The following is a 24,544-nucleotide window of genomic DNA, read 5'->3' as shown; positions in this document are numbered from 1 at the left end:
GTGGCCGGGTACCACCGACCAAAACGGGAGCAGACGGGCCCATGGGCAGCATCGTCGCCGAAAACCGCAAGAGCCTGATGCTCTTTTCCGGACGTGGGTTTCCGGAGCTGGCCAGGGAGATCGGTGAGGTGCTCGGCGTCGCGCCGACGCCGGCCGACGCGTACGAGTTCGCCAACGGCGAGATCTTCGTACGGTTCAAGGACTCGGTGCGTGGGTCGGACGCCTTCGTGGTGCAGTCCGTCACGCACGGGGTGAACACGTGGGTCATGGAGACCCTGATCATGGTCGACGCGTTGAAGCGCGGGTCGGCGAAGCGGATCACTGTCGTGCTGCCGTTCTATCCGTACGCGCGGCAGGACAAGAAGCACCGGGGGCGGGAGCCGATCTCGGCGCGGCTGATCGCCGACCTGTTGAAGACGGCGGGGGCGAACCGGATCCTCACCGTGGACCTGCACACGGCGCAGATCCAGGGCTTCTTCGACGGCCCGGTGGACCACCTGTTCGCGATGGACATCCTGGCCGAGTACGTGGAGCGCAAGTACGCGGGTCGGCCGATGACCGTGGTCGCGCCGGACTCGGGTCGGGTGCGGGTTGCCGAGCGGTGGACCGATCGCTTGGGCGGCTGCCCGCTGGCGTTCATCCACAAGACGCGGGACCCGATGAAGCCGAACCAGGTGGTGGCGAACCGGGTGGTCGGTGAGGTCGAGGGTCGGGTCTGCCTGATCGTCGACGACATGATCGACACGGGCGGCACGATCTGCAAGGCGGCGGACATCCTCAAGGAGTCCGGTGCGGCGGACGTGATCGTGGCGTCCACCCACGCGCTGCTCTCCGACCCGGCGACCGAGCGGTTGAAGAACAGCCCGATCAGCGAGGTCGTGGTGACCAACACGCTGCCGTTGCCGCCGGAGAAGCAGCTCGACAAGCTCACCGTGCTCTCCATCGCGCCGCTGTTGGCCCGGGCGATCCGTGAGGTGTTCGACGACGGGTCGGTGACCACCCTGTTCGGTGGTCTGAGCTGACGTCGGTGCGGGCGGGTCGGTCGTTTTCGAGCCGGCCCGTCCGAGGGTGTGGTGAGCGCTGCTCGCAGCGCTGACGGGCGGCCCGGCGGGGTGCGGCGGGGACTGCCGTAACTCCGGGAATCCGCTCGGGTAGACTGGTGCGGTTGCCACGGCGAGGGTGCCCTGCGGGCCGCTGAAAAGCGCCGCACGGAGGCACCGTGATCGACGCGGTGCTCCGGGCAGTCGTTCTGACGCATGAGCCCCTGCGAGCCCCCCGCCCAGCACCGCCAGACAACAAGCTGCCGTAGCGAAGCATCAGGAGTTTCCCCGTGTCCGAGGTAAAGATCAGCGCCGAGCCCCGTACCGAGTTCGGCAAGGGTGGTGCCCGTCGTACCCGCCGGGCCGGCAAGGTGCCCGCCGTGCTGTACGGCCATGGCGAGAAGCCCAAGCACATCGCGCTCCCGGCCCGCGAGTTCGCGGCTGCCATCCGTAACGGTGGCGCCAACCAGCTCCTGGCGCTGGACATCAGCGACGGCACGCAGGCGCTGGCGCTGCCGAAGGCGATCCAGCGGGACCCGATCAAGGACACCTTCGAGCACGTCGACCTGCTGCTGGTGCGTCGGGGCGAGAAGGTCACCGTGGACGTGCCGGTGCAGCTGACCGGTGAGGCGGCGCGGGACACGCTGATCGTGCACGACCACGACACCCTCTCGGTGACCGCCGACGCCACCAAGGTGCCGGACCACCTGGAGGCGTCGATCGAGGGCGCCGAGGCGGGTTCCCAGGTCACCGCCGCCGACGTGCAGCTTCCGGCGGGCGTCGAGCTGGCCGCCGACCCGGAGATGGCGGTCGCCACGGTCACCGCGGCGCCGACCGCGGAGCAGCTCGAGGCGACGCTGCCCGAGGTCGAGACGGCGGACGCCGAGGCCGAGGCCGAGGTCGGCGAGGAGACCGCCGAGGCGGGCGAGCCGGCCGGCGAGGAGAACGCCGAGGCCAAGACCGAGGCCTGATCGGTCCGCAGGCTGTGCGACAGGCGTCCCCGTGCTTCGGGGGCGCCTGTCGACGTATCGGGGACGGCCGCCGGGTGGCGGTCCGCCGGGACGAGGGAAGGGGCGGGCGGTGACGGAGGAGACCGGGCCCTGGCTGGTGGTCGGTCTGGGCAATCCGGGCCGGGAGTACGCGGGTAACCGGCACAACGTCGGTTTCCTGGTCGCGGATCTGTTGGCGGGTCGGCTGGGCGACCGGTTCGGTCGGCACAAGCGGGCGGTGGCGGAGGTCGCCGAGGGGCGCCTCGGGTTGGGTGGCCCGAAGTTGGTGCTGGTCAAGCCGTTGACGTACATGAACCTTTCGGGTGGGCCGGTGGCCGGTCTGGCCCAGTTCCACAAGGTGCCGCCGGGTCAGGTGATCGCGGTGCACGACGAGCTGGACATCGCGTACGGCCAGGTGCGGGTGAAGTGCGGTGGCGGCGAGGGCGGGCACAACGGTCTGCGCTCGATGTCGAAGTCGCTGGGCACCAAGGACTACGTGCGGGTGCGGTTCGGCATCGGGCGGCCGCCGGGGCGGCAGGATCCGGCGGACTACGTGCTGTCGGATTTCGGCGCGGCGGAGCGCAAGGAGTTGGACTTCCTGGTGGATCGGGCGGCGGACGTGGTGGAATCCGTGGTCATCCGAGGCGTCGAACCGACGCAGAACCTCTACCACGGTGCGTGAGGTGCGGCTGTGACGACGGGAGCCCAGAGTATGAGCAGTCCACCCATGGCCGACGGGGCGTTCGCGCGGTGGTTGGCGGGCCGCGCCGGTCAGGCGTTGCTGCGACTGCGGGCGGAGACGGGGTTCGCCGACGCCGGTGCCTTGAAGGCGGCGGGGGACAAGGTCTCGCACGACCTGATCCGGACCGAGTTGGCGAAGTGGCGTCCGGGTGACGCGGTGCTCTCCGAGGAGGACGAGGGTTCCCGGCTGGCGTGGACGGCCGAGGTGAACGAGGCGTCGCTCTCCCGGCTGACCGCCGAGCGGGTGTGGATCATCGACCCGCTGGACGGTACCCGCGAGTTCAGCGAGGAGGGGCGTGCGGACTGGGCGGTGCACGTGGCGCTCTGGGCGCGGGACGCGTCGACGTCGCACGGTCTGGTGGCGGGTGCTGTCGGATTACCGGCACAGCAGCAGGTGCTGGCCACGGACGCGCCGCCGGCGTACCCGGCGGAGGGGGCCGGGGGGGCGCACCGGCGGCTGCGTCTGGCGGCCAGCCGGAGTCGGCCGCCGGTGTTCCTGACCGACCTCGCCGAGGAGGTCGGGGCGGAGTTGGTGCCGATGGGATCGGCCGGCGCGAAGATCGCCGCGGTGGTCACCGGCGAGGTGGACGCCTATATCCACGCCGGGGGCCAGTACGAGTGGGACTCGGCGGCGCCGGTGGCTGTGGCGACGGCCACCGGACTGCATGCTTCCCGGATCGACGGTTCTGCGCTGAAATACAACGAGGCCGACCCGCGTCTGCCTGACCTGCTGGTGTGCCGGGCGGATCTCGCCAGCCGGTTACTTGCAGCGTTGCACCGGCATTGCGGGTAGCCTGGCGCTACTTTCTGACATCCCCGACCGGAAAGGTCTGGAAATCGGATGACCGAGCGAATCGAGCCGGTGTCATGACCGCCACCGCTGCCTACCAGGTGACGCATCTCGACGCGTTGGAGGCGGAGAGCATCTTCGTGATGCGCGAGGTGGTCGCCGAGATGGAGCGGCCGGTCCTGCTGTTCTCCGGTGGCAAGGATTCGATCGTGATGCTGCGCCTGGCGCAGAAGGCGTTCGCTCCGGCCCAGATCCCCTTTCCGGTGATGCACGTCGACACCGGCCACAACTTCCCCGAGGTGCTGGACTACCGGGACCGGCGGGTCGCCGAGCTGAACCTGCAACTCGTGGTGGCCAGCGTGCCGGAGGCACTGGCCAGCGGGTTGGTCCGCGAGTCGGCGGACGGGATGCGCAACCGCATCCAGACGCCGGTGCTGCTCGAAGCGGTGGAGAAGCACCGTTTCGACGCCCTCTTCGGCGGGGCTCGGCGGGACGAGGAGAAGGCCCGCGCCAAGGAGCGGGTGTTCAGCTTCCGCGACGAGTTCGGCCAGTGGGACCCGAAGAACCAGCGGCCTGAGCTGTGGTCGCTCTACAACGGCCGGCACCACCCGGGTGAGTCGATCCGGGTGTTCCCGCTCTCCAACTGGACCGAGTTGGACGTGTGGCACTACATCGCCCGGGAGCGGATCGAGCTGCCGTCGATCTACTACGCGCACGAGCGCGAGGTGATCGAGCGCGACGGGATGCTCTACGCGGTCAACGAGTTCCTGCCCGCGCGGGCGGGGGAGGAACGGTTCAAGGCCCAGGTGCGCTACCGCACCGTCGGCGACGCCTCCTGCACCGCGGCGGTGAGTTCGGACGCGGACACCGTCGAGAAGGTCATCGAGGAGGTCGCCGCGACCCGGATCACCGAGCGCGGGGCCACCCGGGGTGACGACCGGGTCAGCGAGGCCGCGATGGAGGACCGCAAGCGGGAGGGCTACTTCTGATGACCACCGAGACGCTCGCGCCGGGCGACGCCGAGGGCCGGGCCGTCGGGTCGGAAGGCCGACCGATGGACCTGCTGCGCTTCGCCACCGCCGGCAGTGTCGACGACGGCAAGTCGACCCTGATCGGCCGGCTGCTGTACGACACGAAGTCTCTGTTCACCGACCAGTTGGCCGCGGTGGAGGCGGTCAGCGCGGCCCGGGGCGACGAGTACACGAACCTGGCGCTGCTCACCGACGGCCTGCGCGCCGAGCGGGAGCAGGGCATCACCATCGACGTGGCGTACCGGTACTTCGCCACGCCCCGGCGCAAGTTCATCATCGCCGACACCCCGGGGCACATCCAGTACACCCGGAACATGGTCACCGGGGCGTCGACCGCCGACCTGGCGCTGATCCTGGTGGACGCCCGCAAGGGCCTGGTCGAGCAGTCCCGCCGGCACGCCTTCCTCTGCTCGCTGCTGCGGGTGCCGCACCTGGTGCTCTGCGTCAACAAGATGGACCTGGTGGACTACTCGCAGGACGTCTTCGAGCGGATCGCCGACGAGTTCACCGCGTTCGCGGCGAAGCTGGACGTGCCGGACCTGACCGTGGTGCCGATCTCCGCGCTGAAGGGCGACAACATCGTCACCCGCTCGGAGAGCATGCCCTGGTACGAAGGCCCGGCGCTGCTGCACCACCTGGAGCGGGTGCACATCGCCAGCGACCGGAACCTGGTCGACGTCCGGTTCCCGGTGCAGTACGTGATCCGGCCGCAGTCGAGGGTGGTCACCGACTATCGCGGCTACGCCGGTCAGGTCGCCTCGGGCGTGCTCAAGCCGGGCGACGAGGTGATGGTGCTGCCGTCCGGCTTCACCAGCCGGATCGCGTCGGTGGAGACCGCCGACGGGCCGGTCGCGGAGGCGTTCCCCCCGATGTCGGTGACGGTACGGCTGACCGACGAGATCGACATCTCGCGGGGCGACATGATCTGCCGCCCGAACAACGCCCCGGCGGTGGCGCAGGACATCGAGGCGATGGTCTGCTGGATGGACGAGAGCCGTCCGTTGCAGGTCGGCGGCAAGTACGCCATCAAGCACACCACCCGGTCGGCGCGGGCGATCGTGCGCGGCCTGCATTACCGCCTGGACATCAACTCGCTGCACCGCGACGAGGCGGCGACCGAGTTGCGGCTCAACGAGATCGGCCGGGTGCGGCTGCGGACCACCGTCCCGCTGCTTGCCGACGAGTACCGCCGCAACCGGACCACCGGTGGTTTCGTCATCATCGACGAGACCACCAACCGCACCGTCGGCGCCGCCATGATCGTGGAGACCGCCTGAGCACACGGCCGACCGGGCGACCCCAGCCCCACGGCGCACCCTCGTCACTCTCACCCCGGCCACCCTCATCACGCTGGCCACCCTCGTCCCCCTCCCCCGATGAGCCAAGGTGCGGCGACTCGTCGCAAGGTCATGCTCGATCCAGGATCGAGTGGTCATCGTCTCGGGCCGAGACCACTTCATCCAGGATCGAGCGTGATCATGGAGCGGGATGCGGCGCGAGTGGGACCGATGCGGCGAGAGTGAGGGCGGGGAGCGAGTCGGGTCAGCTCGTCGGGGTGATGGGGGTGCCGGCGTGTCGAGCTGATGCGTCCACGCCATCAGCTCGACAGGCGGCGTGCGGAGACACCCCGGACCTGCGAGACACCTCCGACCGGTCAGACACCCCGGACCTGCGAGACATCTCGGGCGTGCGAGACGCCCTGCACACTGTGGGACATCCCGCCCCCGTTCCCGCGCGGACGCACCCACACCGAGCCGATCCAACGCCGCCACCAGGATCTCCGCCCCTCGGCCTTGTGAGACCCCTGGGCCTGCGAGACGCCCCGGGAATGTGAGACACCCCGGACCTGCGAGACACCCCGGGCGCGTGAGGCACCTGCGGAGCTGCGGGCGGCTGCGCGGGGTCTGCGGGTCGGGTCGGGCGGGGCGGGTCAGTCCAGGCGGGTTGCGCCGGCGGACGGGAGCACGGTGAACCTGGTGGGGGTGGCGTAGCCACGGGCGGCGTAGGCCGCGGCGACGGCGTCGCCCACCTCGACGGCCCGGTCCGCCTCGACCAGGGCCAGCACGCAGCCGCCGAAGCCGCCGCCGGTCATCCGCGCGCCGAGCGCCCCGGCGGCGAGCGCCGTGTCGACGGCGGTGTCGACCTCTCCGACGGTGATCGCGAAGTCGTCGCGCATGGAGGCGTGCGAGGCGGTGAGCAGGGGACCGATCCGCCGGATCTCCCCGGCCCGCAGCAGGGCGACGCTGTCGCGTACCCGCTGGTTCTCGGTGACCACGTGCCGGGTCCGGCGGCGCGTCTCGTCGTCGGGCAGCCGGGCCAGCGCGTCGTCCAGGGCGTCGGCGGGTACGTCCCGCAGTGCCGGCACGCCCAGCAGGCTCGCGGCCTTCTCGCAGGTGGCGCGGCGGGACGCGTACTCGCCGTCGGCGTGCCGGTGGGGGGCACGGCTGTCGATCACCAGGATCGCCAGGCCGTTGTGGTCCAGGTCGAACGGGATGTGGTCCACCTGCTCGGTGCGGCAGTCGAGGAAGAGGGCGTGACCGGCCCGGCAGCGGATCGCGGCCGACTGGTCCATGATGCCGGTGGGTGCGCCGACGTAGTGGTTCTCGGCGCGCTGCGCCAGCCGGGGCTGGTGTGCGGCGGGCAGGTCCAGCCCGCCGAGGTCGACCAGCGCGGTGAGCACGGCGGCCTCCAGCGCGGCCGAGGAGGACAGACCGGCGCCGAGCGGCACGTCGGAGGCGACGGCCAGCCGGGCGCCGGGGACGGGATGACCGGCCTCGCGCAGCGCCCACACCACCCCGGCCACGTACGCGGCCCAGCCGGTGACCCGGCCGGGTGCGGCCACCTCGTCGAGGCCGAAGTCGACCGTCTCGCCGGTCAGTTCGGACCAGACCGTCCAGTCCTCGGTGGGCCGGGGCGCCGCGGTGACGACGGTGCGCAGCGGCAGCGCGAACGGCAGCACGAAGCCGTCGTTGTAGTCGGTGTGCTCGCCGATCAGGTTGACCCGTCCGGGGGCCGCCCAGCGGCCGGCGGGTGGCTCGGCGTACACCTGCCGGAAGCCGGCCTCGGCGCGGGCGGCGACGTCGGTCACGGCCGTTCCAGCACGTGCGCGCGGTAGAAGGCCCAGGCGTCGGTGACCATGTCGTGCAGGGTCGGCTTGCGTGGCTCCCAGTCCAGCTCGGCGCGGGCCAGCGCGGAGGAGGCGACCAGTTCGGCCGGGTCGCCCTCGCGGCGCGGTGCCACCTCCACCGGCACCGGGTGGCCGGTGACCTCGCGGACCACCTCGACTACCTGCCGGTTGGTGAAGCCGTTGCCGTTGCCGAGGTTGTAGATGCGGTGCCGTCCCGAGGTGGCCGCGTCGAGGGCGAGCAGGTGGGCGCGGGCCAGGTCGGCGACGTGGATGTAGTCGCGGACGCAGGTGCCGTCGGCGGTGGGGTAATCGTCGCCGAAGAGTTGCAGCTTCTCCCGCCGGTCGGCGGCCACCTCCAGCGCGATGGGGATGAGGTGGGTCTCCGGGTCGTGCCGTTCGCCGAGGGCGGTGTCGCCGTCGAGGTGCGCCCCGGCGACGTTGAAGTAGCGCAGCGAGACGGCGGCCAGGCCGTGCCCGATCGCCTCGGAGGTGAGCGCCATGTCGACGGCGAGCTTGGTCGCGCCGTACGTGTTGGTCGGGGCCTTGACGGCGGTCTCCGGAATGGGCAGCTCGGTCGGGTTGCCGTAGACGGCGGCGGTGGAGGAGAAGACCATCCGGGGTACGCCGGCGGCGCGCACGGCGTCGATCAGCGCCAGCGACCCGACGGTGTTGGTGTGCCAGTACTTCTCCGGGGCGGTCATCGACTCGCCGGCGGCGATCAGGGCGGCGAAGTGCAGCACGCCGTCGAATCCCGCCTGCGGGGTGAGTACCCGGGCCGCGTCGTGGATGCCGGCCTCGACGTGGACGGCATCGGGCGCGAGCGCCTCCCGGTGGCCGGTGCACAGGTCGTCTAGGACCACCACGTCGTGCCCGGCGTCGAGCAGCATCCGGGTCACCACGCTCCCGATGAAGCCGGCGCCGCCGGTGACGAGCAGTTTCACGTCGCTCTCCTCCTACCTGGACCTGTGGTGGTCACCCTACAACTCCACCACGACCAACCATTTCTGAACAGAGTCGAACACCGCCAGGGCGCGTCCCGCTGACTACCATCACTGTCATGCGGGCAGCGCGTCGGCGCGGACCCAGGCGACGGGGCGCACAGCGGTCCCGCCGCCAGCCCGGGCCGGTGGCCAGAGCCGTCGCCCGGGTGGTGGTGCGGGCGGCCGACGGCACCCTGCGACTCGTCACCGACCTGCTCGGCGCCGGGTCGGCCGCCGGACGGGAACGCATCAGCGAGGCCGAGCTGCGGGATCTGGTCGCCGCGAACACCGTGCTCGACCCGGTCGGCCGCCGCATCATCGACGAGGTGCTGATGGCCGGCGCCAGCCTGGTCCGCGAGGTGATGATGCCCCGCACCGAGGTGGTGTTCCTCTCCGCGGCGCTGACCGTCGCCGAGGCCGCACCCCTGGTCCGGGCCGGCACGCACACCCGCTATCCGGTGGTCGACGGCACCCACGACGACGTGGTCGGTGTGGTGCACCTGCGCGACGTGCTGCTGCGCCCGGACCGCGACCCGGGCACCACCGTCGGCGAGCTGGCCCGGGAGGTCAAGCGGTTGCCGGCCAGCAAGCGGGTACTCGCCGCGCTGACCGAGATGCGGCGGGAGGGACACCACCTGGCCGTGGTGATCGACGAGTACGGCGGCACCGCCGGCATCGTCACCTGCGAGGACCTCATCGAGGAACTGGTCGGCGAGATCCACGACGAGTACGCCGACACGCCCGAACCAGCCCTCGCGGGCCTGCCCACGGTGGTCGACGGCCGGCTCAACCTGACCGACTTCGCCGAGCGCACCGGCGTGCACCTGCCGCACGGTCCGTACGAGACGGTGGGTGGCTTCGTGATGGCGTCGCTCGGCCGGTTGCCCGGGCCGGGCGACGAGATCCCGGTGCCCGGGGCGGGCGACGATCCCGCCCCCGGCGGCTGGCTGCTGCGGGTGCTCACACTGGAGGGCCGCCGGGTGGCCCGGCTCGCGGTCACCGTCGCCCGCCTGCCGGAACAGCGTCGCGATCCGGGTGGCGTCGTCGAGCGGGCGCGACCTGCCGGCCCGTCATGACGGACGCCGGGTGTTGCTGACAGAATCGGCGGCATGTCCGACGTTCCCGCCCGACCTCGCGTCTTCTCCGGCATCCAGCCGACGGCCGACTCGTTCCACCTCGGCAACTATCTGGGCGCGGTCCGGCACTGGGTGGCGTTGCAGGAGTCGCACGACGCCTTCTACTGCGTGGTCGACCAGCACGCGATCACGGCGGGGCACGAGCCGAAGGTGTTGCTCCAGCGGTCGCGGACGGCCGCCGCGCAACTGCTCGCCGTCGGGCTGGACCCGGAACGCTGCACCCTGTTCGTGCAGTCGCAGGTGCCCGAGCACGCGCAGTTGGCCTGGGTGCTGGGCTGCATCACCGGCTTCGGTGAGGCCAGCCGGATGACGCAGTTCAAGGACAAGTCCCAGAAGCAGGGCAACGAGCGGGCCAGCGTCGGGCTGTTCACGTACCCGATCCTGCAGGCGGCGGACATCCTGCTCTACCAGGCCCACGCCGTGCCGGTCGGTGAGGACCAGCGGCAGCACCTGGAGCTCTCCCGTGACCTGGCGCAGCGGTTCAACTCGCTGTTCGGCAAGACCTTCACGGTGCCCGCGCCGCACATCGTGAAGGAGACCGCCAAGATCACCGACCTACAGGACCCGACGGCCAAGATGTCGAAGTCGTCGTCCTCCCCGGGCGGCATCGTCGACCTGCTGGAGGACCCGGCCCGGTCGGCCAAGAAGATCCGCTCGGCGGTCACCGACACCGGCCGGGACATCGTCTTCGACGCCGAGACCAAGCCGGGCGTCTCCAACCTGCTCACCATCTTCTCCGCGCTGAGCGGGCGCGGCATCGACGACCTGGTCGCCGCGTACGCCGGCAAGGGCTACGGCGATCTCAAGAAGGACCTCGGCGAGGTGGTGCGGGACTTCGTCACCCCGATCCAGCAGCGCACCCGCGCGTACCTCGACGACCCGGCCCAGCTCGACAAGCTCCTCGCGGCCGGTGCGGAGAAGGCCAGGTCGGTGGCGGCGCCGACGCTGCGGACCGCGTACGAGCGGGTGGGCTTCTTCCCGCCGGTACGCGGCGAGTAGTCGCCCGCACGAGGGCGAGCAGTCGGTGGCCGGAGAGGTGACGCGGAGCGTGGATCAGGGCAGCGGTGTCCCGTCGACCGGTGACATCGTCCAGATCGGCATCGCGGTCGACATCCCCGAGCCGTGGGGCGGCGAGCTGACCCGACGTCGACTGGCCTCCGGCGACCCGAACACGGTGCCGGCCCACGTCACCCTGCTCGGGCCGACCGAGATCCCGGTCTCCGCACTGCCGGAGGTGGAACGGCACCTCGACCGGGTCGCCGCCGAGCACCTGCCGTTCACCCTGCACCTGCGCGGCACCGGCACCTTCCGGCCGGTGACGCAGGTGGTCTTCGTGACGGTGGCGGCCGGCATCAGCGAGTGCGAACTGCTCGCCGCCGCGATCAATTCGGCCCCTCAGCTCCGCCGTGAGCTGCGCTTTCCCTACCATCCACACGTGACGGTGGCCCAGGACGTCGCGCCGGAGGCCCTCGACCGGGCATACGAGGACCTGGCCGACTTCTCCGCGATGTTCGAGGTGGAGGGCTTCACCCTGTTCTCGCACAGCGGGCAGACCCGGTGGCAACCCCGCCGGGACTTCCGGCTGGGCGGCTGACCGGTGAACGTGCTGGGGCGGGTCGAGGCGGGCGTCGACCGTGGGTTGCGGGCCGCCCGCCACCGCTCCCCGGCCTTCGGGCACCTGTGGCGGGCCGGGGTGCGCTACACCGACCTGCACGGCGGGCGGCTGGCCGCCGCGATCGCCTACTACGGGTTCTTCGCGGTCTTCGCCCTCGCCCTGGTGTCGTACGCGGCCTTCGGCGCCATCCTCGACGAGAACGACGAGGTACGCGCCGGGGCGGAGGAGTTCCTCCGGGAGAACCTGCCCTTCCTCGACCCGGCGCAGGTGGCCGAGAGCAGCGGCACGGTCGGCGTGGTCGGTCTGCTGATCCTGGTCCTGACCGGGATCGGCTGGGTGGAGGCGATCCGCTCGTCGCAGCGGCTGATCCACGGGCTGGACCAGCATCCCGGCAACCTGATCGTCCGCCGCCTGGTCGACCTCGGCGTCCTGCTCGTGGTCTTCGTGCTGCTCGGCATCTCGGTGGCGGCGGTCGACGCGCTGGAGACGCTGCTGCGGTTCCTGCTGCGCAGCACCGGCTCGGTCGGGCTGACCACGGTCAGCGCGGTGCTCAGCGTGGTGGTGAACGCGGTGCTGGCGACGCTGCTGCTGGTGGCGGTGCCCCGGCTGCGGATGAGCCGGGCCCGGCTGCGGCCGGTGGTGTTGCTCGTCGCGGTCGGCATCACGCTGCTCAACACCGTCGGGCGGTTCTGGGTGGGGCGGGTGGAGCACAACCCGGCGTACACCGTGGTGGCCACCGCCGTGGGTCTGCTGGTCTATCTCTACCTGCTCAACCAGTTGGTGCTCTTCGGTGCCGCGCTGGCCGCGACCAGCCGGCGCGGCCAGGTGGTCGACCTGGCCAGCCGCCCCCGACCGGTCGACCTCGACGTGGAGAGTGATCCCGGCACCCCGGGCGGGGCCGGCTGACCGTGATGTGAGGAACCCGCCCCGACCTCGTCGGCCACCGACGATGATGGGCCCGTGGGGGCACTCGTGACGTTGGACCTGCCGACCGATTCACCGCTGCTCGACCTGCCGTGGATCATCACGTTCGGGCCGCTCGGTGACGCCGACGAGTGGGAGCCGGTGGTCTGCGGGCCGTACGAGCGGCCGCACGCGTTGGCGCTGGCCGAGGCGGTGGTGGCCGAGGAGCAGTTGATGGCGGTGGTCGAGCCGCTGGTGCCGGCCGTGAACGTGGCGCAGATCCGTGGCGAGATCGCCGCCGCGCAGCTCGCCGCCACCGACGAGACGGTCCGGGTGGACGAGGCCGACCTGTACGGCGACTACGAGGACCTCGTCGACGAGGAGGAGATGGCGGCGGCCGAGCGGGAGGACGCGAGCGGGCCGCTGCCGGTGCCGGACGAGGCGGAGCTGCGGGCCGGGTTCGCCCGGATCGCGACGCGGCTGCCCGGGGGCTGACGACCACCCGGCAACCGGTGCCCGGACGTCGTCGTCCGGGCACCGGTGCCAGCACCACACCCCCCACCACAAGGGGTCGTCGTCCCGGTCGCCCCAGGGGACCAGGTCGTCGAGGTGATACCCCGGTCAGCGCCGTTCGAACCAGGCGGCCGTGTCGCCGGGGAGCAGGTGGCCGCCGTCGCGTTCGGTGAGCGGCGCGCTGGCCACGAGCGGCGTGCCGTACCCGTCGATCAGCAGCGGCGAGTCGCCGGTGTTCACCACACAGGTCAGCACCGTGGCGCCGACCTCCCGGTGGAACGCGAGCACGTCCGGGCCGGTCTGCCGCCAGGTGATGCCGCCGGTGCCGGCCAACGCCGGATGGGTGTGCCGGATCCGCAGCGCCGTCCGGTACAGCTCCAGGGTCGAGCCGGGCACGTCGGACTGTGCGGCGACCGAGAGGGCCTGCCAGGTCGCCGGGGCCGGTAGCCAGCTCAGCGCGCTGCCGGCCGGTCCGAAGCCGTACGGCGCCAGGTCGCCGCTCCACGGGATCGGGACCCGGCAGCCGTCCCGGCTTTCCCCGGTACGCAGGAAGGCGGGGTCCTGACGCAGCTCGTCGGGCAGGTCGAGCACCTCGGGCAGCCCCAGTTCCTCGCCCTGATAGAGGTAGGCGCACCCGGGCAGGGCGAGCATCAGCAGCGCGGCGGCGCGGGCCCGGCGCAGCCCGGCCTCTCCGTCGCCGTACCGGGTGACGTGCCGTTGCCGGTCGTGGTTGGAGAGCACCCAGGTGGTGGGGGCGCCGACGATGGTGGACTCGCCCAACGCGGTGTCGATCACCTTGCGGAACGAGTCGGCCGACCAGGTGGCGTCGAGGAAGTCGAAGCTGAACGCCTGGTGCAGCTCGTCCGGGCCGATGTAGCGGGCCAGCCGCTGCGGGGTCTCCGCCCACGCCTCGGCCACCGCCATCCGGTGGCCGGGGTAGCTGTCCAGGATGGGGCGCCAGGCGCGGTAGATGTCGTGCACCTCGTCCTGGTCGAAGTAGGGCAGGCGGCCCTTGCCGAGTAGTTCAGACTGGCGGCGGCCGGTGGTCATCGAGCTGAAGCCGACGTCCGGCAACCCCTCCGCCTTGATCATGCCGTGGGCCACGTCGATGCGGAATCCGTCGACGCCACGGTCCAGCCAGAACCGCAGCACGTCCTCGAACTCGGCGCGTACCTCCCGGTGGCGCCAGTTCAGGTCGGGCTGGGCCGGGTCGAACAGGTGCAGGTACCACTGGCCGTCGGGGACCCGGGTCCAGGCGGGGCCGCCGAAGATGCTCTCCCAGTCGTTCGGGGGCTGCTCACCGTGTGCGCCCTTGCCGTCGGCGAAGAGATACCGCGCCCGCTCGGCGGAGCCGGGGGCGGCGGCCAGCGCGGCCTGGAACCACGGGTGCCGGTCGGAGGTGTGGTTCGGGACCAGGTCCACGATGATCCGCAGGCCGAGCGCGTGCGCGTCGGTGATCATCGCTTCGAAGTCGCCGAGGGTGCCGAACATCGGGTCGACGTCGCGGTAGTCGGCCACGTCGTAGCCGCCGTCGACCATCGGCGAGGTGTAGAACGGGGTCAGCCAGAGCGCGTCCACCCCGAGGTCACGTAGGTAGGGCAGGCGTTCGCGGATGCCCTGGAGATCACCGATGCCGTCGCCGTCGGAGTCGGCGAAGCTGCGGACGTAGACCTGGTAGACGACGGCGGATCGCCACCAGTCGGCGTCGGAGGTCAGCGGCGACGGAGGGCTGACGGTCATCGGGTGTTCCCCGTTCTGTGGTGCGGGACGGCGGCACCCGGGCATGGGCGAGGTGGCGCGGGTGTCTGAGAAGAATGCCGCGATGCCGCTGCAAGAGTCAAGCATTCCTTGCGCAAGGTCGGCGGTGGATGTGCCGCGCCGATGGGCGGTGGGCGGCCGGAATCAGCCCGATTTCACACGGGCAGGCGGTGGCAGGTGTCCGGCGTCACGCCGGAACGGACAGCGCCGGCGACGACGGTCGCCGACCAGGGTCGCCCTGCGGGGCGCTGCCGTCGCGGCGGACCACCGCGGTCGAGCCACGGACCACCAGCTCGGGACGGAACAGGTACTCCGAGTGCGGGGCGGCGTGGCCGTTGATCTCGTCGACCAGGGCCCGGACCGCGGCGACCGCCATCGCGGCCACCGGCTGGCGCATGGTGGTCAGCGGCGGGTCGGTGAACGCCATCAGCGGCGAGTCGTCGTAACCGACCACCGACAGGTCCTCCGGGACGGAGAGTCCGCGCTGCCGGGCGGCCCGGATCGCGCCGAGTGCCATCAGGTCCGAGCCGCAGACGATCCCGGTGGCGCCCCGCTCGATCAGGCGGCCGGCGGCGGCCTCGCCGCCCTCCACGCCGAACAGGGAAAGCTCGGTCAGCTCGCGCAACTCGTCGTCGTCGAGCCGGACGAGGCGACTCATCGCGGTCTTGTACCCGCTGACCTTGCGCTGCACCGGCACGAACCGGTCCGGCCCGGTGATCAGGCCGATCCGGCGGTGGCCCAGGGCGCCCAGGTGCGACACGGCCAACTCCGCCGCCTCGCGGTCGTCGCAGGAGACGAAGGGGGCCGGGATGCCGGGGGCGTACCCGTTGATCATGACGATCGGCAGTGGCCGGGCGATCAGGGTGCGGTAGCGGTCGTGGTCGGCGGCGGTGTCGGCGTGCAGCCCGGAGACGAAGACGATCCCGGAGACCTGCCGGTCGAGCAGCATCTCCACGTACTCGTCCTCGCGGACGCCGCCGGGGGTCTGGGTGCAGAGCACCGGGGTGAACCCGGTCGGGGCCAGCGCCGACTCGATGATCTGGGCGAAGGCCGGGAAGATCGGGTTGTCCAACTCCGGCACCACCAGGCCGACCAACCCGGCACTGCGCTTGCGGAGCCGGGCGGGGCGCTCGTAGCCGAGCACGTCGAGGGCGGTCAGGACGGCCTGCCGGGTCTCGGGTGCCACACCGGGTCGGTCGTTGAGCACCCGCGACACCGTGGCCTCGCTGACGTCGGCCTGCTGGGCTATGTCGGACAGGCGAGCGCGCATGGGCGCACTGTAGCTCACCCTCAACTTCTTGCGCAGTGGCCGGCAAGAACTTGCAGAATCGAGCAGCGGGCGGCGGTTCGCCCCTGCAAACGTGCTCTCGCAACGGCTACCGTCGGGACGGTGGGTGCTTTTCCGGTGCGCAGAGCGTGATTCGCTTGCCCTCCACCGTCTGCGGGAGCCCTGCGAAATGCCGGTAAAGCCGCAGTTGTGGAGCGGTCAGGTTGCGGATCCGGCTCGGTTGTTGCGGTGATGTTCGCAAGGGGTTTCGAGTTACGAAAGTTCTTGCTACTGTCCCGCCGACACCCGGCAGGAATCTAGGAGCGAACATGCGTCGCACAGCCAGGGGGATCGCCGTACTCGCCTCCGCCACCCTCGCCCTCTCCGTCGCCGCCTGCGGCGGCGGAGAGGACAACCCGGCTGATGGGCAGTCCACCGTCGACCCCGCTTCCCTCACCGCAGAGCTGACCTGGTGGGACACCTCGGACCCGCAGAACGAGGGCCCCGCGTTCCAGGAACTGATCGCCAAGTTCAACCAGACGCACCCGAACGTGAAGATCAACTATCAGTCGGTCCCGTTCGGTGAGGCGCAGAACAAGTTCAAGACCGCCGCGCAGGCCAAGAGCGGCGCTCCGGACATCCTCCGCGCCGAGGTGGCCTGGGTGCCGGAGTTCGCCTCGCTGGGCTACCTCTACGCGCTGGACGGCTCCGAGCTGCTCGCCGATGAGTCCGACTTCCTGGAGACGCCGCTGGCCTCCAACAAGTTCGACGGCAAGACGTACGGCGTCCCGCAGGTCACCGACAGCCTGGCACTGATGTACAACAAGGAGCTGCTCAGCCAGGCCGGCGTCGGTGCGCCGCCGAAGACCTGGGCGGAGCTGAAGACCGCCGCGCAGGCGGTCAAGGAGAAGACCGACGCCGAGGGCGTGTACGTCAACCCGGCCGGCTACTTCATGCTGCCCTTCATGTACGGCGAGGGCGGCGACCTGGTCGACACCACGACCCAGAAGATCGTCATCAACTCGGAGCAGAACGCGGCCGGGCTGGCGATCGCCAAGGACCTGATCACCAGCGGCGCGGCGGCCAAGCCGTCCGCCAACGACGCCTACGGCACCATGATGACCCTCTTCAAGGAGAAGAAGGTCGCCATGATCATCAATGGTCCGTGGGAGGTCAACAACGTCACGTCGGCCCCCGGCTTCGGTGGCCTGGAGAACCTGGGCATCGCCCCGGTGCCGGGCGGGTCGGCGCGGGCCGGTGGCCCGGTCGGCGGCCACAACTACGTGATCTGGTCCGGCATGCCGCAGGAGAAGGTGGACGCCGCCGTCGCGTTCGTCAAGTTCATGAGCTCCGCAGACTCGCAGGCGTTCCTGTCCGAGAAGCTCGGCCTGCTGCCGACCCGCACCTCCGCGTACGCCCTCGACCCGGTCAAGAACAACCCGGTCGTGGCCGCGTTCCAGCCGGTCGTGGAGGCCGGTGTGGGCCGCCCGTGGATTCCCGAGGCCGGTCAGTTCTTCGGCCCGCTCGACCAGATGGCCACCGAGGTCCTGATCCAGAACAAGGACCCGAAGGCCGCGCTGGACACCGTCGCCCGGAAGTACAAGGCCGAGGTCGTGCCCGGCTACGGGCTCTGACCGTCCGCGCCGGCTCCGGCCGGTGACCTTTCGGCACCCGGCAGGGTCGCGCGGCCGTCGCGGTCGCGCGCCCCTGCCGGACTTCTCCTCGGGAGCGCTGATGACCACCGTGACAGCCGACCCGGCGCCGTCGTCCACGACGCCGCCCGGCCGGTCCGCTCGAACGTCCCGGCTGCGCCGCAGTTGGGACAAGCACTGGTACGCCTGGGCGATGGTGCTGCCCGTCGTGATCGTCCTGGCGGTACTGATCTTCTACCCGCTGTTCCGCGGGATCTGGCTCTCCTTCACCGATCTCACCGAGGCCAACCAGGTCGCCGAGATCTGCACCAAGTCGATCACCGGCAGCGAGGTCTGCCGGGACAACCCCAACAAGTGGGAGTTCGTCGGCGTCGACAACTACGTCCGCGTCCTCACCGGCCAGGTCGGCGAATTCTGGCAGTGGACCGGCACCACGCTGATCTGGACGTTCGTCTGCGTGGCCTGCCACTTCGGTCTCGGTCTCGGTCTGGCCACCATGCTGAACCGGCCGATGTGGGGCCGCAGCATGTACCGGGTGCTGCTGGTGCTGCCCTGGGCGGTGCCGGCCTTCGTCAGCGCCTTCGCCTGGAAGTTCATCTTCAACGAGCGCTTCGGCCTGGCCAACGCCCTGCTCTCGGCGGTCGGGATCGACCCGGTCTCCTGGTTCGCCGACCGCTGGACGGCGCTGCTGACCGCCATCGTGACCAACATCTGGCTCGGCGTGCCGTTCATGATGGTGGCCCTGCTCGGCGGGATGCAGACCATCCCGTCCGAGCTGTACGAGGCGGCCGAGATCGACGGCGCCACGCCGTGGCAGCGGTTCGTCAACATCACCCTGCCCGGCCTGCGTCCGGTCAGCATGACCGTGGTGCTGCTCGGCACCATCTGGACGTTCAACATGTTCCCGATCATCTTCCTGGTGACCGAGGGGCAGCCGGCGGGACAGAGCGAGATCCTGGTGACCGGTGCCTACCGGGCGGCGTTCGAGGGCATCCGCAACTACTCGCTCGCCTCCACGTACGGCGTACTGATCCTGTCGATCCTGCTGGTGTTCTCGGTGTTCTACCGGCGGGCCCTGCGCAAGCAAGGCGAGGTGTGGTGATGGCGCAGGCACAGAGCCCCGCGCAGGCGCGCAGACCCGGTCGCAGCCGCCGTTCCCCGGTGAAGTCGGTCCTGCTGCACGGCACGTTGATCCTGGCCTCGCTGATCGCGGTCGGCCCGATCGCCTGGGTGCTGCTGTCGTCGCTCAAGCCCGGGTACGCGATCCAGAGCAGCGAGCTGACGTTGTTCCGGGACACCACGCTGGCCAACTACAGCTACGTGCTGACCAGCACCAACTTCCCCCGGTGGTTCCTCAACTCGGTGATCGTCGCGGCGTTCACCATGGGGATCGGCATCTTCCTGTCGGCCACCACCGGCTACGCGGTGTCCCGGTTCAACTTCCCGGGTCGCCGGCCGCTGATGATGGTCTTCCTGGTCACCCAGATGTTCCCGGTGGCCATCCTGATCGTGCCGATCTACACGATCATGGCGCGGCTCGGGCTGATCAACACGATGCCCGCGTTGATCATCGCGTACCTGACCATTGCGGTGCCGTTCTGCGCCTGGATGTTGAAGGGCTACTTCGACTCCATCCCGACCTCGCTGGACGAGGCGGCGGCGCTGGACGGGTGCGGTCCGTTCGCCACCTTCTGGCGGGTCGTGCTGCCGCTGGCCCGCCCGGCGGTGGCGGTCACCGCGTTCTACACCTTCCTCACCGCGTGGGGCGAGGTGGCGTATGCGTCGGCCTTCATCCAGACCGACAACAAGTTCACCCTGGCCTACGGGCTCCAGCAGTTCGTGCCGCAGTTCAACCCGCAGTGGGAGTACCTGACGGCCGCCGCCGTCCTGGTCACGATCCCGGCCGGGCTGGTCTTCTTCTTCGCCCAGAAGCACCTCGTCTCCGGCCTGACCGCGGGAGGCACGAAGGGCTGACCGGAAGGCCCTCTACTACAAACCGTCGTTGATAGGGCAGGATGGGCCGGGTGGAAGCACTTCGACTCATCCTCCTCTACGGCCACCTGATCGGCTTCGCGCTGCTGCTCGGCGGCGCGATCGCCCAATACCTCACCGGCAAGATCCGGATCAACGCCGCGATGCTCTGGGGCGCGGTGATCCAACTAGCCACCGGCATCGGCCTGTCGGCTCCGCTGCGTGACGGCGACGAGCCGGCACCGGCGAAGCTCGGCGTGAAGCTGGTGCTCGCGCTGATGATCTTCGTAATGGTCTTCTTCTCCCGCAAGCGGGACGAAGTCAACCGGGGGCACTTCCTCGCCATCGTGGGATTGACCCTGGTCAACGCCGCGGTCGCGGTCTTCTGGCGATGAGCGGCGAGCCCGCCGATCTCCGCTGGAAGCGGACTTAACGGACGCAGCCCCGCCCGCCTGCCGCCGCCCTGAGTGATCTGCCCCACCGGAGCATTACGTACGGGTAACAGGCCTCCAACAGTCCTGCACGATTGTCGTTCGGCAGGTGGGCGCGGGCGTACGCTCTGCGTCCGTAACGTGGGATGCCGGCGGCACAGCGCAGGCCGGTTCAAGGGCAGCCACCGCAACCACGCGGTGTGCAGTGGGAAGGAGACGTCTTGCGCTCGGTGCGTGGGATGCGGATCGCCTCGGTCATCGCGGCTGGTGGGCTCGTACTGAGCGCCGCCGCCTGTGGCGAGGCCCCGGATGAGGACAACAACGCCGGTTCGGGCGGCGAGAAGTTCACCGCCTGTATGGTCACCGACGTCGGCGGCATCGACGACAAGTCGTTCAACGCCTCGGCCTGGAAGGGCCTGCAGGACGCCAAGGCTGAGAACAGCAACATCGAGATCAAGAACACCGCGTCCAAGGCCGAGGCGGACTACGAGCCGAACCTCACCCAGTACGTGAACCAGGACTGCAACTTCATCCTGGCCGTCGGTGGCCTGATGACCGACGCCACCAAGAAGATCGCCGAGGCGAACACGGACCAGCAGTTCGCGATCGTCGACGCCAACCCCGGGGTGGGCAACGTCTACCCGATGGAGTTCGACACCGCCCAGGCCGGCTTCCTCGCCGGATACGTCGCCGCCGGCATGAGCGAGAGCGGCAAGGTGGCCACCTACGGCGGCATGAAGATCCCGCCGGTGACCATCTTCATGGACGGCTTCGTCGACGGCGTCGCGCACTACAACCAGGCCAAGAGCGCCAACGTGCAGGCCCTGGGCTGGAACAAGCAGACCCAGAACGGGTCGTTCACGAACGACTTCATCAAGCAGGACGAGGGCAAGAAGGTCAGCGACGCGCTGGTCGCCCAGGGCGCGGACATCATCATGCCGGTCGCCGGCGGCGCCGGCCTGGGCACCACCGGTGCGGCCAAGGCCTCCGGCGGCAAGTACAACACCATCTGGGTGGACGTCGACGGCTGCGAGAGCACGCCGGACTGCTCGGCGATCATCACCACCGTGGTGAAGAACATCCCGGGCGCCGTCAAGGAGGCCGTGCTCAAGGCCGCCGGTGGCGAGAAGCTCAACGCCGAGGAGGGCTTCGTCGGCACGCTGGCCAACGACGGCGTCTCGATCGCCCCGTACCACGAGTTCGACAGCAAGGTCCCGGCCGAGCTCAAGGCCGAGGTCGACAAGCTGAAGGCGGACATCGCCGCGGGCACCGTCAAGGTCGAGTCGGCCGCCCAGCCGAAGTGACCCGTCACCGGTCGCCCCGGTGAGACGATCACCAGGGCGACCGGTACGCGGAGCCCATGATCCGGCCGCTCCGGCGCGGGGAGACCCGCGCTCGGGGCGGCCGGTCCGCGCCCCGGTCGGGTCCCGGCCGCAATCCGCTCGCCAGCAGCTACGCTGCACCATCGCTTCGCACTCCAGGAGGTTGCGCTGAGACTCGAACTGCGCGGCATCACCAAGCGGTTCGGTGATCTGGTCGCCAACGACCACATCGACCTGACGGTGGAGCCTGGAGAGATCCACGCCCTGCTCGGCGAGAACGGCGCGGGCAAGTCGACCCTGATGAACGTCCTGTACGGGCTCTACCAGCCCGACGAGGGCGAGATCCTGGTCGACGGCAAGCCGCTCAAGCTGCGCGGCCCCTCCGACGCGATCGCGGCCGGCATCGGCATGGTGCACCAGCACTTCATGCTCGTACCGGTCTTCACGGTCACCGAGAACATCATGCTCGGTGCCGAACAGGTGCGCGGCGGTATCGCCGGGTTCCTGGACCGGCGCCGCGCCCGCCGCGAGGTCGCCGAGGTCTCGGAGCGCTACAACCTCCGGGTCGACCCGGACGCGGTGATCGAGGACCTGCCGGTCGGAGTCCAGCAGCGGGTCGAGATCGTCAAGGCGCTGACCCGCGACGTCGACCTGCTCATCCTGGACGAGCCCACTGCGGTGCTCACCCCGCAGGAGACCGAGGAACTGCTCACCGTGATGCGGTCGCTCAAGGCCGCCGGCAAGTCCATCGTCTTCATCACTCACAAGCTCGGCGAGGTCAAGGCGATCGCCGACCGGATCACGGTGATCCGGCGCGGTAAGACGGTGGGAACCGCGTCGCCCGAGGCCAGCCGGGACGAGCTGGCCGCGCTGATGGTCGGCCGCAGCGTCCGGCTCACGGTCGAGAAGGCGCCGGCCACGCCGGGCGAACCGGTGCTGGAGATCTCCGGCCTGGTCGTCGACGACGACCGGCAGGTCCGCGCGGTGGACGGCGTCGACCTGACCGTACGCGCGGGCGAGGTGCTCGGCGTCGCGGGCGTGCAGGGCAACGGGCAGACCGAACTCATCGAGGCGGTCATGGGGCTGCGCCCGGTGCTCGCCGGCACGATCAGCCTCGACGGTCAGCGGGTCGACGGCTGGAGCACCAAGAAGGTGCTGCGCGCCGGGGTCGGCTACGTCCCCGAGGACCGCAGCGTCGACGGCCTGGTCAAGGAGTTCAGCGTCGCGGAGAACCTGGTGCTGGACATCTACGACCGGCCGCCCTTCGGCAGCGGGTTGTCGCTCAAGCCGGACGCGATCGCGAAGTCGGCGCAGGAGCGGATCGACCAGTTCGACGTCCGGACCTCGTCGGCCCAGGCGCCGGTGGGCACGCTCTCCGGCGGCAACCAGCAGAAGGTGATCGTGGCGCGGGAGCTGTCCCGGCCACTCAAGCTCTTCATCGCCGCCCAGCCCACCCGGGGCGTGGACGTCGGTTCGATCGAGTTCATCCACAGCCAGGTCATCCGCGAGCGCGACGTGGGTACCGCCGTGCTGGTGGTCTCCAGTGAACTCGACGAGGTGATCGGGCTGGCCGACCGGATCGCGGTGATGTATCGCGGACGGGTCATCGGCATCGTCGGCCCGGACACCCCGCGCGAGGAGATCGGCCTGCTGATGGCGGGCATCAGCCCCGACGCGACCGGCGGTTCCCCGGAGCGCACCGCAGCCGCCGACGGCACCGCCGCGGCGACCAGCGACCGGGACGAACCGGCGGTGACCGACGCGGACGCGGTGAGCGCCGGCGGCACGACCGCGACCACCGACCGCAACGTCACGGCCACCACCGACGGCGTGGCCCCGGCCCCCGAGGGTCCCGGCAACGAGGACGAGAAGGCATGAGCGAGCTCTGCGAGCGAATCATCAGGCTCAGTGCGGTGGTGCCTCATGGCGGTACGGAGCGAAGCGGAGTGCCGGCATGACCACTTCTTCCCAGCCTGGCTCGCCGGACAAGGAACCGGCGAGCGAGGAGCAGGCCAACCGGACCGCGATCGGCAACACCGAGCGCGCCGAGACGGCCACCACCGGGCAGCCCCCGCAGGAACGACCCACCCTGGGCCGGCTGTTCCTGGAGAACCTGTGGGCGGCCAACACGTTCACCGTGACGTTGCTGTCGCTGGTGCTGGCGATGCTGGTCGGCGCCATCCTCATGATCATTTCTGATCCGGACGTGCTGGCCACCTACGCCTACTTCACCGCCCGTCCCGCCGACGCGCTCAGCGCGAGCTGGACGCTGGTCAGCGAGGCGTACGCGAACCTGTTCAAGGGCAGCGTCTTCGACCCGGCCGCCTCCACGATGAACGCGGCGCTGAGCCCGATCTCGGAGACGCTCACCTACACCGCGCCGCTGGTCTTCACCGGCCTGTCGGTGGCGCTGGCGTTCCGGGGCGGTCTGTTCAACATCGGCGCCCAGGGCCAGGCCACCATGGGCGTGATCCTGGCCGCGCTGGCCGGATTCCTGCTGCCGCTGCCGCCCGGGCTGCACCTGCTGGTCGCCGTTCTGGCCGGTGCGGTCGGCGGTGCGATCTGGGGTTTCATTCCCGGCATCCTCAAGGCGCGGACCGGCGCGCACGAGGTGATCAACACGATCATGCTCAATTACATCGCGGTCTACTTCCTGACCTGGCTGATCGTGCAGAACGGCGTGCAGGACCCGAATCGCACCGACGCGATCAGTCGGCCGGTGGACGCCTCCGCCCAACTGCCGCGCCTGTTCGGGGACGGGCTGCGGGCGCACGCCGGGATCATCCTCGCCGTGCTGGCCACCCTCGCGGTCGCCTGGCTACTCAACCGCTCCACGCTCGGCTTCGAGCTACGTGCGGTGGGTGCCAACCCGGACGCCGCCCGCACCGCCGGCATCAGCGTCACCCGGACGTACGTGCTGATCATGGTCTTCGCCGGGGCGCTGGCCGGACTGGGCGGCTCGCAGATGGTGCTCGGCACCACCGCCGCCGCACTGACCCCGCTGGTGGTCGCGCAGATCGGCTTCGACGGCATCCTGGTCGCCCTGCTCGGCCGGGTGAAACCGTGGGGTGTGGCGCTGGCCGCGCTGCTGTTCGGCGCGTTGCAGGCCGGCGGCAACCGGATGCAGTCGTACTCGGGGATCTCGCTGGAGCTGGTCACCGTGCTCCAGGCACTGATCGTCATCTTCATCGCCGCGCCGGCCCTGGTGAAGGCGATCTTCCAGCTCCGGGCGGCGCGGGCCGCCCGGTTGCAGACGAGCCTCGCGAAGGGCTGGTGAG

22 protein-coding genes are annotated in these 24,544 nt (G+C 70.4%); 18 read left to right on the top strand and 4 right to left on the bottom strand.

The annotated features are described in order from the left end of the window. Window positions 1-41: 41 nt before the first annotated feature. From ACIBO1_RS02255 to cysN, 6 genes are all read left to right on the top strand, one after another. A complete protein-coding gene (locus tag ACIBO1_RS02255; protein WP_131051673.1) occupies window positions 42-1,022 on the top strand; it encodes a ribose-phosphate diphosphokinase in 981 nt (326 codons plus the stop codon). A 308-nt stretch (window positions 1,023-1,330) separates the two neighbouring features. Further along, a complete protein-coding gene (locus ACIBO1_RS02250; protein WP_396740778.1) occupies window positions 1,331-2,011 on the top strand; it encodes a 50S ribosomal protein L25/general stress protein Ctc in 681 nt (226 codons plus the stop codon). Between the two features lie 109 nt (window positions 2,012-2,120). Continuing rightward, the gene (pth, locus tag ACIBO1_RS02245; RefSeq protein WP_396740777.1) at window positions 2,121-2,711 is read left to right on the top strand and encodes an aminoacyl-tRNA hydrolase; all 591 of its coding nucleotides are present in this window, start codon (window positions 2,121-2,123) and stop codon (window positions 2,709-2,711) included. A gap of 30 nt (window positions 2,712-2,741) precedes the next feature. Further along, the gene (locus ACIBO1_RS02240) at window positions 2,742-3,563 is read left to right on the top strand and encodes an inositol monophosphatase family protein (protein WP_396740775.1); all 822 of its coding nucleotides are present in this window, start codon (window positions 2,742-2,744) and stop codon (window positions 3,561-3,563) included. Between the two features lie 74 nt (window positions 3,564-3,637). After that, window positions 3,638-4,549 carry a sulfate adenylyltransferase subunit CysD gene (gene cysD, locus ACIBO1_RS02235; protein WP_396740773.1) on the top strand — a complete coding sequence of 304 codons (912 nt, stop codon included), beginning with the start codon at window positions 3,638-3,640 and terminating at the stop codon, window positions 4,547-4,549. Further along, window positions 4,549-5,868: a sulfate adenylyltransferase subunit CysN gene (cysN, locus tag ACIBO1_RS02230; RefSeq protein ID WP_350695850.1), complete on the top strand. Its 1,320-nt coding sequence runs from the start codon at window positions 4,549-4,551 to the stop codon at window positions 5,866-5,868. Before cysD ends, cysN begins: the two co-directional genes overlap by 1 nt. A gap of 653 nt (window positions 5,869-6,521) precedes the next feature. Here cysN and galK read toward each other — a convergent pair. Together galK and galE are read right to left on the bottom strand one after the other, a co-directional pair. Next, window positions 6,522-7,679: a galactokinase gene (gene galK / locus ACIBO1_RS02225; protein ID WP_396740771.1), complete on the bottom strand. Its 1,158-nt coding sequence runs from the start codon at window positions 7,677-7,679 to the stop codon at window positions 6,522-6,524. After that, window positions 7,676-8,659, bottom strand: a complete 984-nt coding sequence (galE, locus tag ACIBO1_RS02220; protein WP_396740769.1) for a UDP-glucose 4-epimerase GalE — start codon at window positions 8,657-8,659, stop codon at window positions 7,676-7,678. Before galE ends, galK begins: the two co-directional genes overlap by 4 nt. A gap of 116 nt (window positions 8,660-8,775) precedes the next feature. Here galE and ACIBO1_RS02215 point away from each other — a divergent pair, with 116 nt between their 5' ends. The 5 genes from ACIBO1_RS02215 to ACIBO1_RS02195 are packed head-to-tail and all read left to right on the top strand — an operon-like array spanning window position 8,776 to window position 12,847. Next, the gene (locus ACIBO1_RS02215) at window positions 8,776-9,774 is read left to right on the top strand and encodes a hemolysin family protein (RefSeq protein ID WP_396740768.1); all 999 of its coding nucleotides are present in this window, start codon (window positions 8,776-8,778) and stop codon (window positions 9,772-9,774) included. A 33-nt stretch (window positions 9,775-9,807) separates the two neighbouring features. Further along, window positions 9,808-10,833, top strand: a complete 1,026-nt coding sequence (gene trpS / locus ACIBO1_RS02210; protein WP_396740766.1) for a tryptophan--tRNA ligase — start codon at window positions 9,808-9,810, stop codon at window positions 10,831-10,833. A gap of 49 nt (window positions 10,834-10,882) precedes the next feature. After that, complete coding sequence (locus ACIBO1_RS02205; protein ID WP_350695842.1) at window positions 10,883-11,428, top strand: 2'-5' RNA ligase family protein; 546 nt, start codon at window positions 10,883-10,885, stop codon at window positions 11,426-11,428. Window positions 11,429-11,431: 3 nt separating this feature from the next. Further along, window positions 11,432-12,355: a YihY/virulence factor BrkB family protein gene (locus tag ACIBO1_RS02200; protein ID WP_396740764.1), complete on the top strand. Its 924-nt coding sequence runs from the start codon at window positions 11,432-11,434 to the stop codon at window positions 12,353-12,355. 54 nt (window positions 12,356-12,409) lie between these two features. After that, window positions 12,410-12,847 (top strand): hypothetical protein, encoded by a 438-nt coding sequence (locus ACIBO1_RS02195; protein WP_396740762.1) that lies wholly within the window; start codon window positions 12,410-12,412, stop codon window positions 12,845-12,847. Between the two features lie 126 nt (window positions 12,848-12,973). Here the strand turns inward: ACIBO1_RS02195 and ACIBO1_RS02190 are convergent, their stop codons facing one another. After that, window positions 12,974-14,605, bottom strand: a complete 1,632-nt coding sequence (locus ACIBO1_RS02190; protein ID WP_396740760.1) for a glycoside hydrolase family 13 protein — start codon at window positions 14,603-14,605, stop codon at window positions 12,974-12,976. A gap of 205 nt (window positions 14,606-14,810) precedes the next feature. Continuing rightward, on the bottom strand, window positions 14,811-15,893 hold the full coding sequence (locus ACIBO1_RS02185) for a LacI family DNA-binding transcriptional regulator (protein ID WP_396740758.1): 1,083 nt from the start codon (window positions 15,891-15,893) through the stop codon (window positions 14,811-14,813). Between the two features lie 326 nt (window positions 15,894-16,219). Between ACIBO1_RS02185 and ACIBO1_RS02180 the strand changes: the two genes are divergently transcribed. The 7 genes from ACIBO1_RS02180 (at window position 16,220) to ACIBO1_RS02150 (ending at window position 24,543) form a co-directional block, all read left to right on the top strand. After that, the gene (locus ACIBO1_RS02180; protein WP_396740756.1) at window positions 16,220-17,524 is read left to right on the top strand and encodes an extracellular solute-binding protein; all 1,305 of its coding nucleotides are present in this window, start codon (window positions 16,220-16,222) and stop codon (window positions 17,522-17,524) included. A 100-nt stretch (window positions 17,525-17,624) separates the two neighbouring features. Further along, a complete protein-coding gene (locus ACIBO1_RS02175; protein ID WP_396740755.1) occupies window positions 17,625-18,644 on the top strand; it encodes a carbohydrate ABC transporter permease in 1,020 nt (339 codons plus the stop codon). Then, entirely contained in the window at window positions 18,644-19,516 is an 873-nt protein-coding gene (locus ACIBO1_RS02170; protein WP_396740753.1) for a sugar ABC transporter permease, read from the top strand. The genes ACIBO1_RS02175 and ACIBO1_RS02170 overlap by 1 nt, the downstream gene beginning before the upstream one ends. A gap of 50 nt (window positions 19,517-19,566) precedes the next feature. Continuing rightward, complete coding sequence (locus ACIBO1_RS02165; protein ID WP_396740751.1) at window positions 19,567-19,908, top strand: hypothetical protein; 342 nt, start codon at window positions 19,567-19,569, stop codon at window positions 19,906-19,908. 275 nt (window positions 19,909-20,183) lie between these two features. Continuing rightward, entirely contained in the window at window positions 20,184-21,248 is a 1,065-nt protein-coding gene (locus tag ACIBO1_RS02160) for a BMP family protein (protein WP_396741476.1), read from the top strand. 132 nt (window positions 21,249-21,380) lie between these two features. Beyond that, complete coding sequence (locus tag ACIBO1_RS02155; RefSeq protein ID WP_396741474.1) at window positions 21,381-23,144, top strand: ABC transporter ATP-binding protein; 1,764 nt, start codon at window positions 21,381-21,383, stop codon at window positions 23,142-23,144. A gap of 76 nt (window positions 23,145-23,220) precedes the next feature. Further along, window positions 23,221-24,543, top strand: a complete 1,323-nt coding sequence (locus tag ACIBO1_RS02150; RefSeq protein WP_396740749.1) for an ABC transporter permease — start codon at window positions 23,221-23,223, stop codon at window positions 24,541-24,543. Window position 24,544 lies beyond the last annotated feature (1 nt).

The organism is Micromonospora sp. NPDC049903 (genome assembly GCF_044460945.1).
Taxonomy (GTDB): Bacteria; Actinomycetota; Actinomycetes; order Mycobacteriales; family Micromonosporaceae; genus Micromonospora.
Note: the sequence above shows the minus strand (reverse complement) of the source record. Positions and strands in the feature narration are given on the sequence as shown.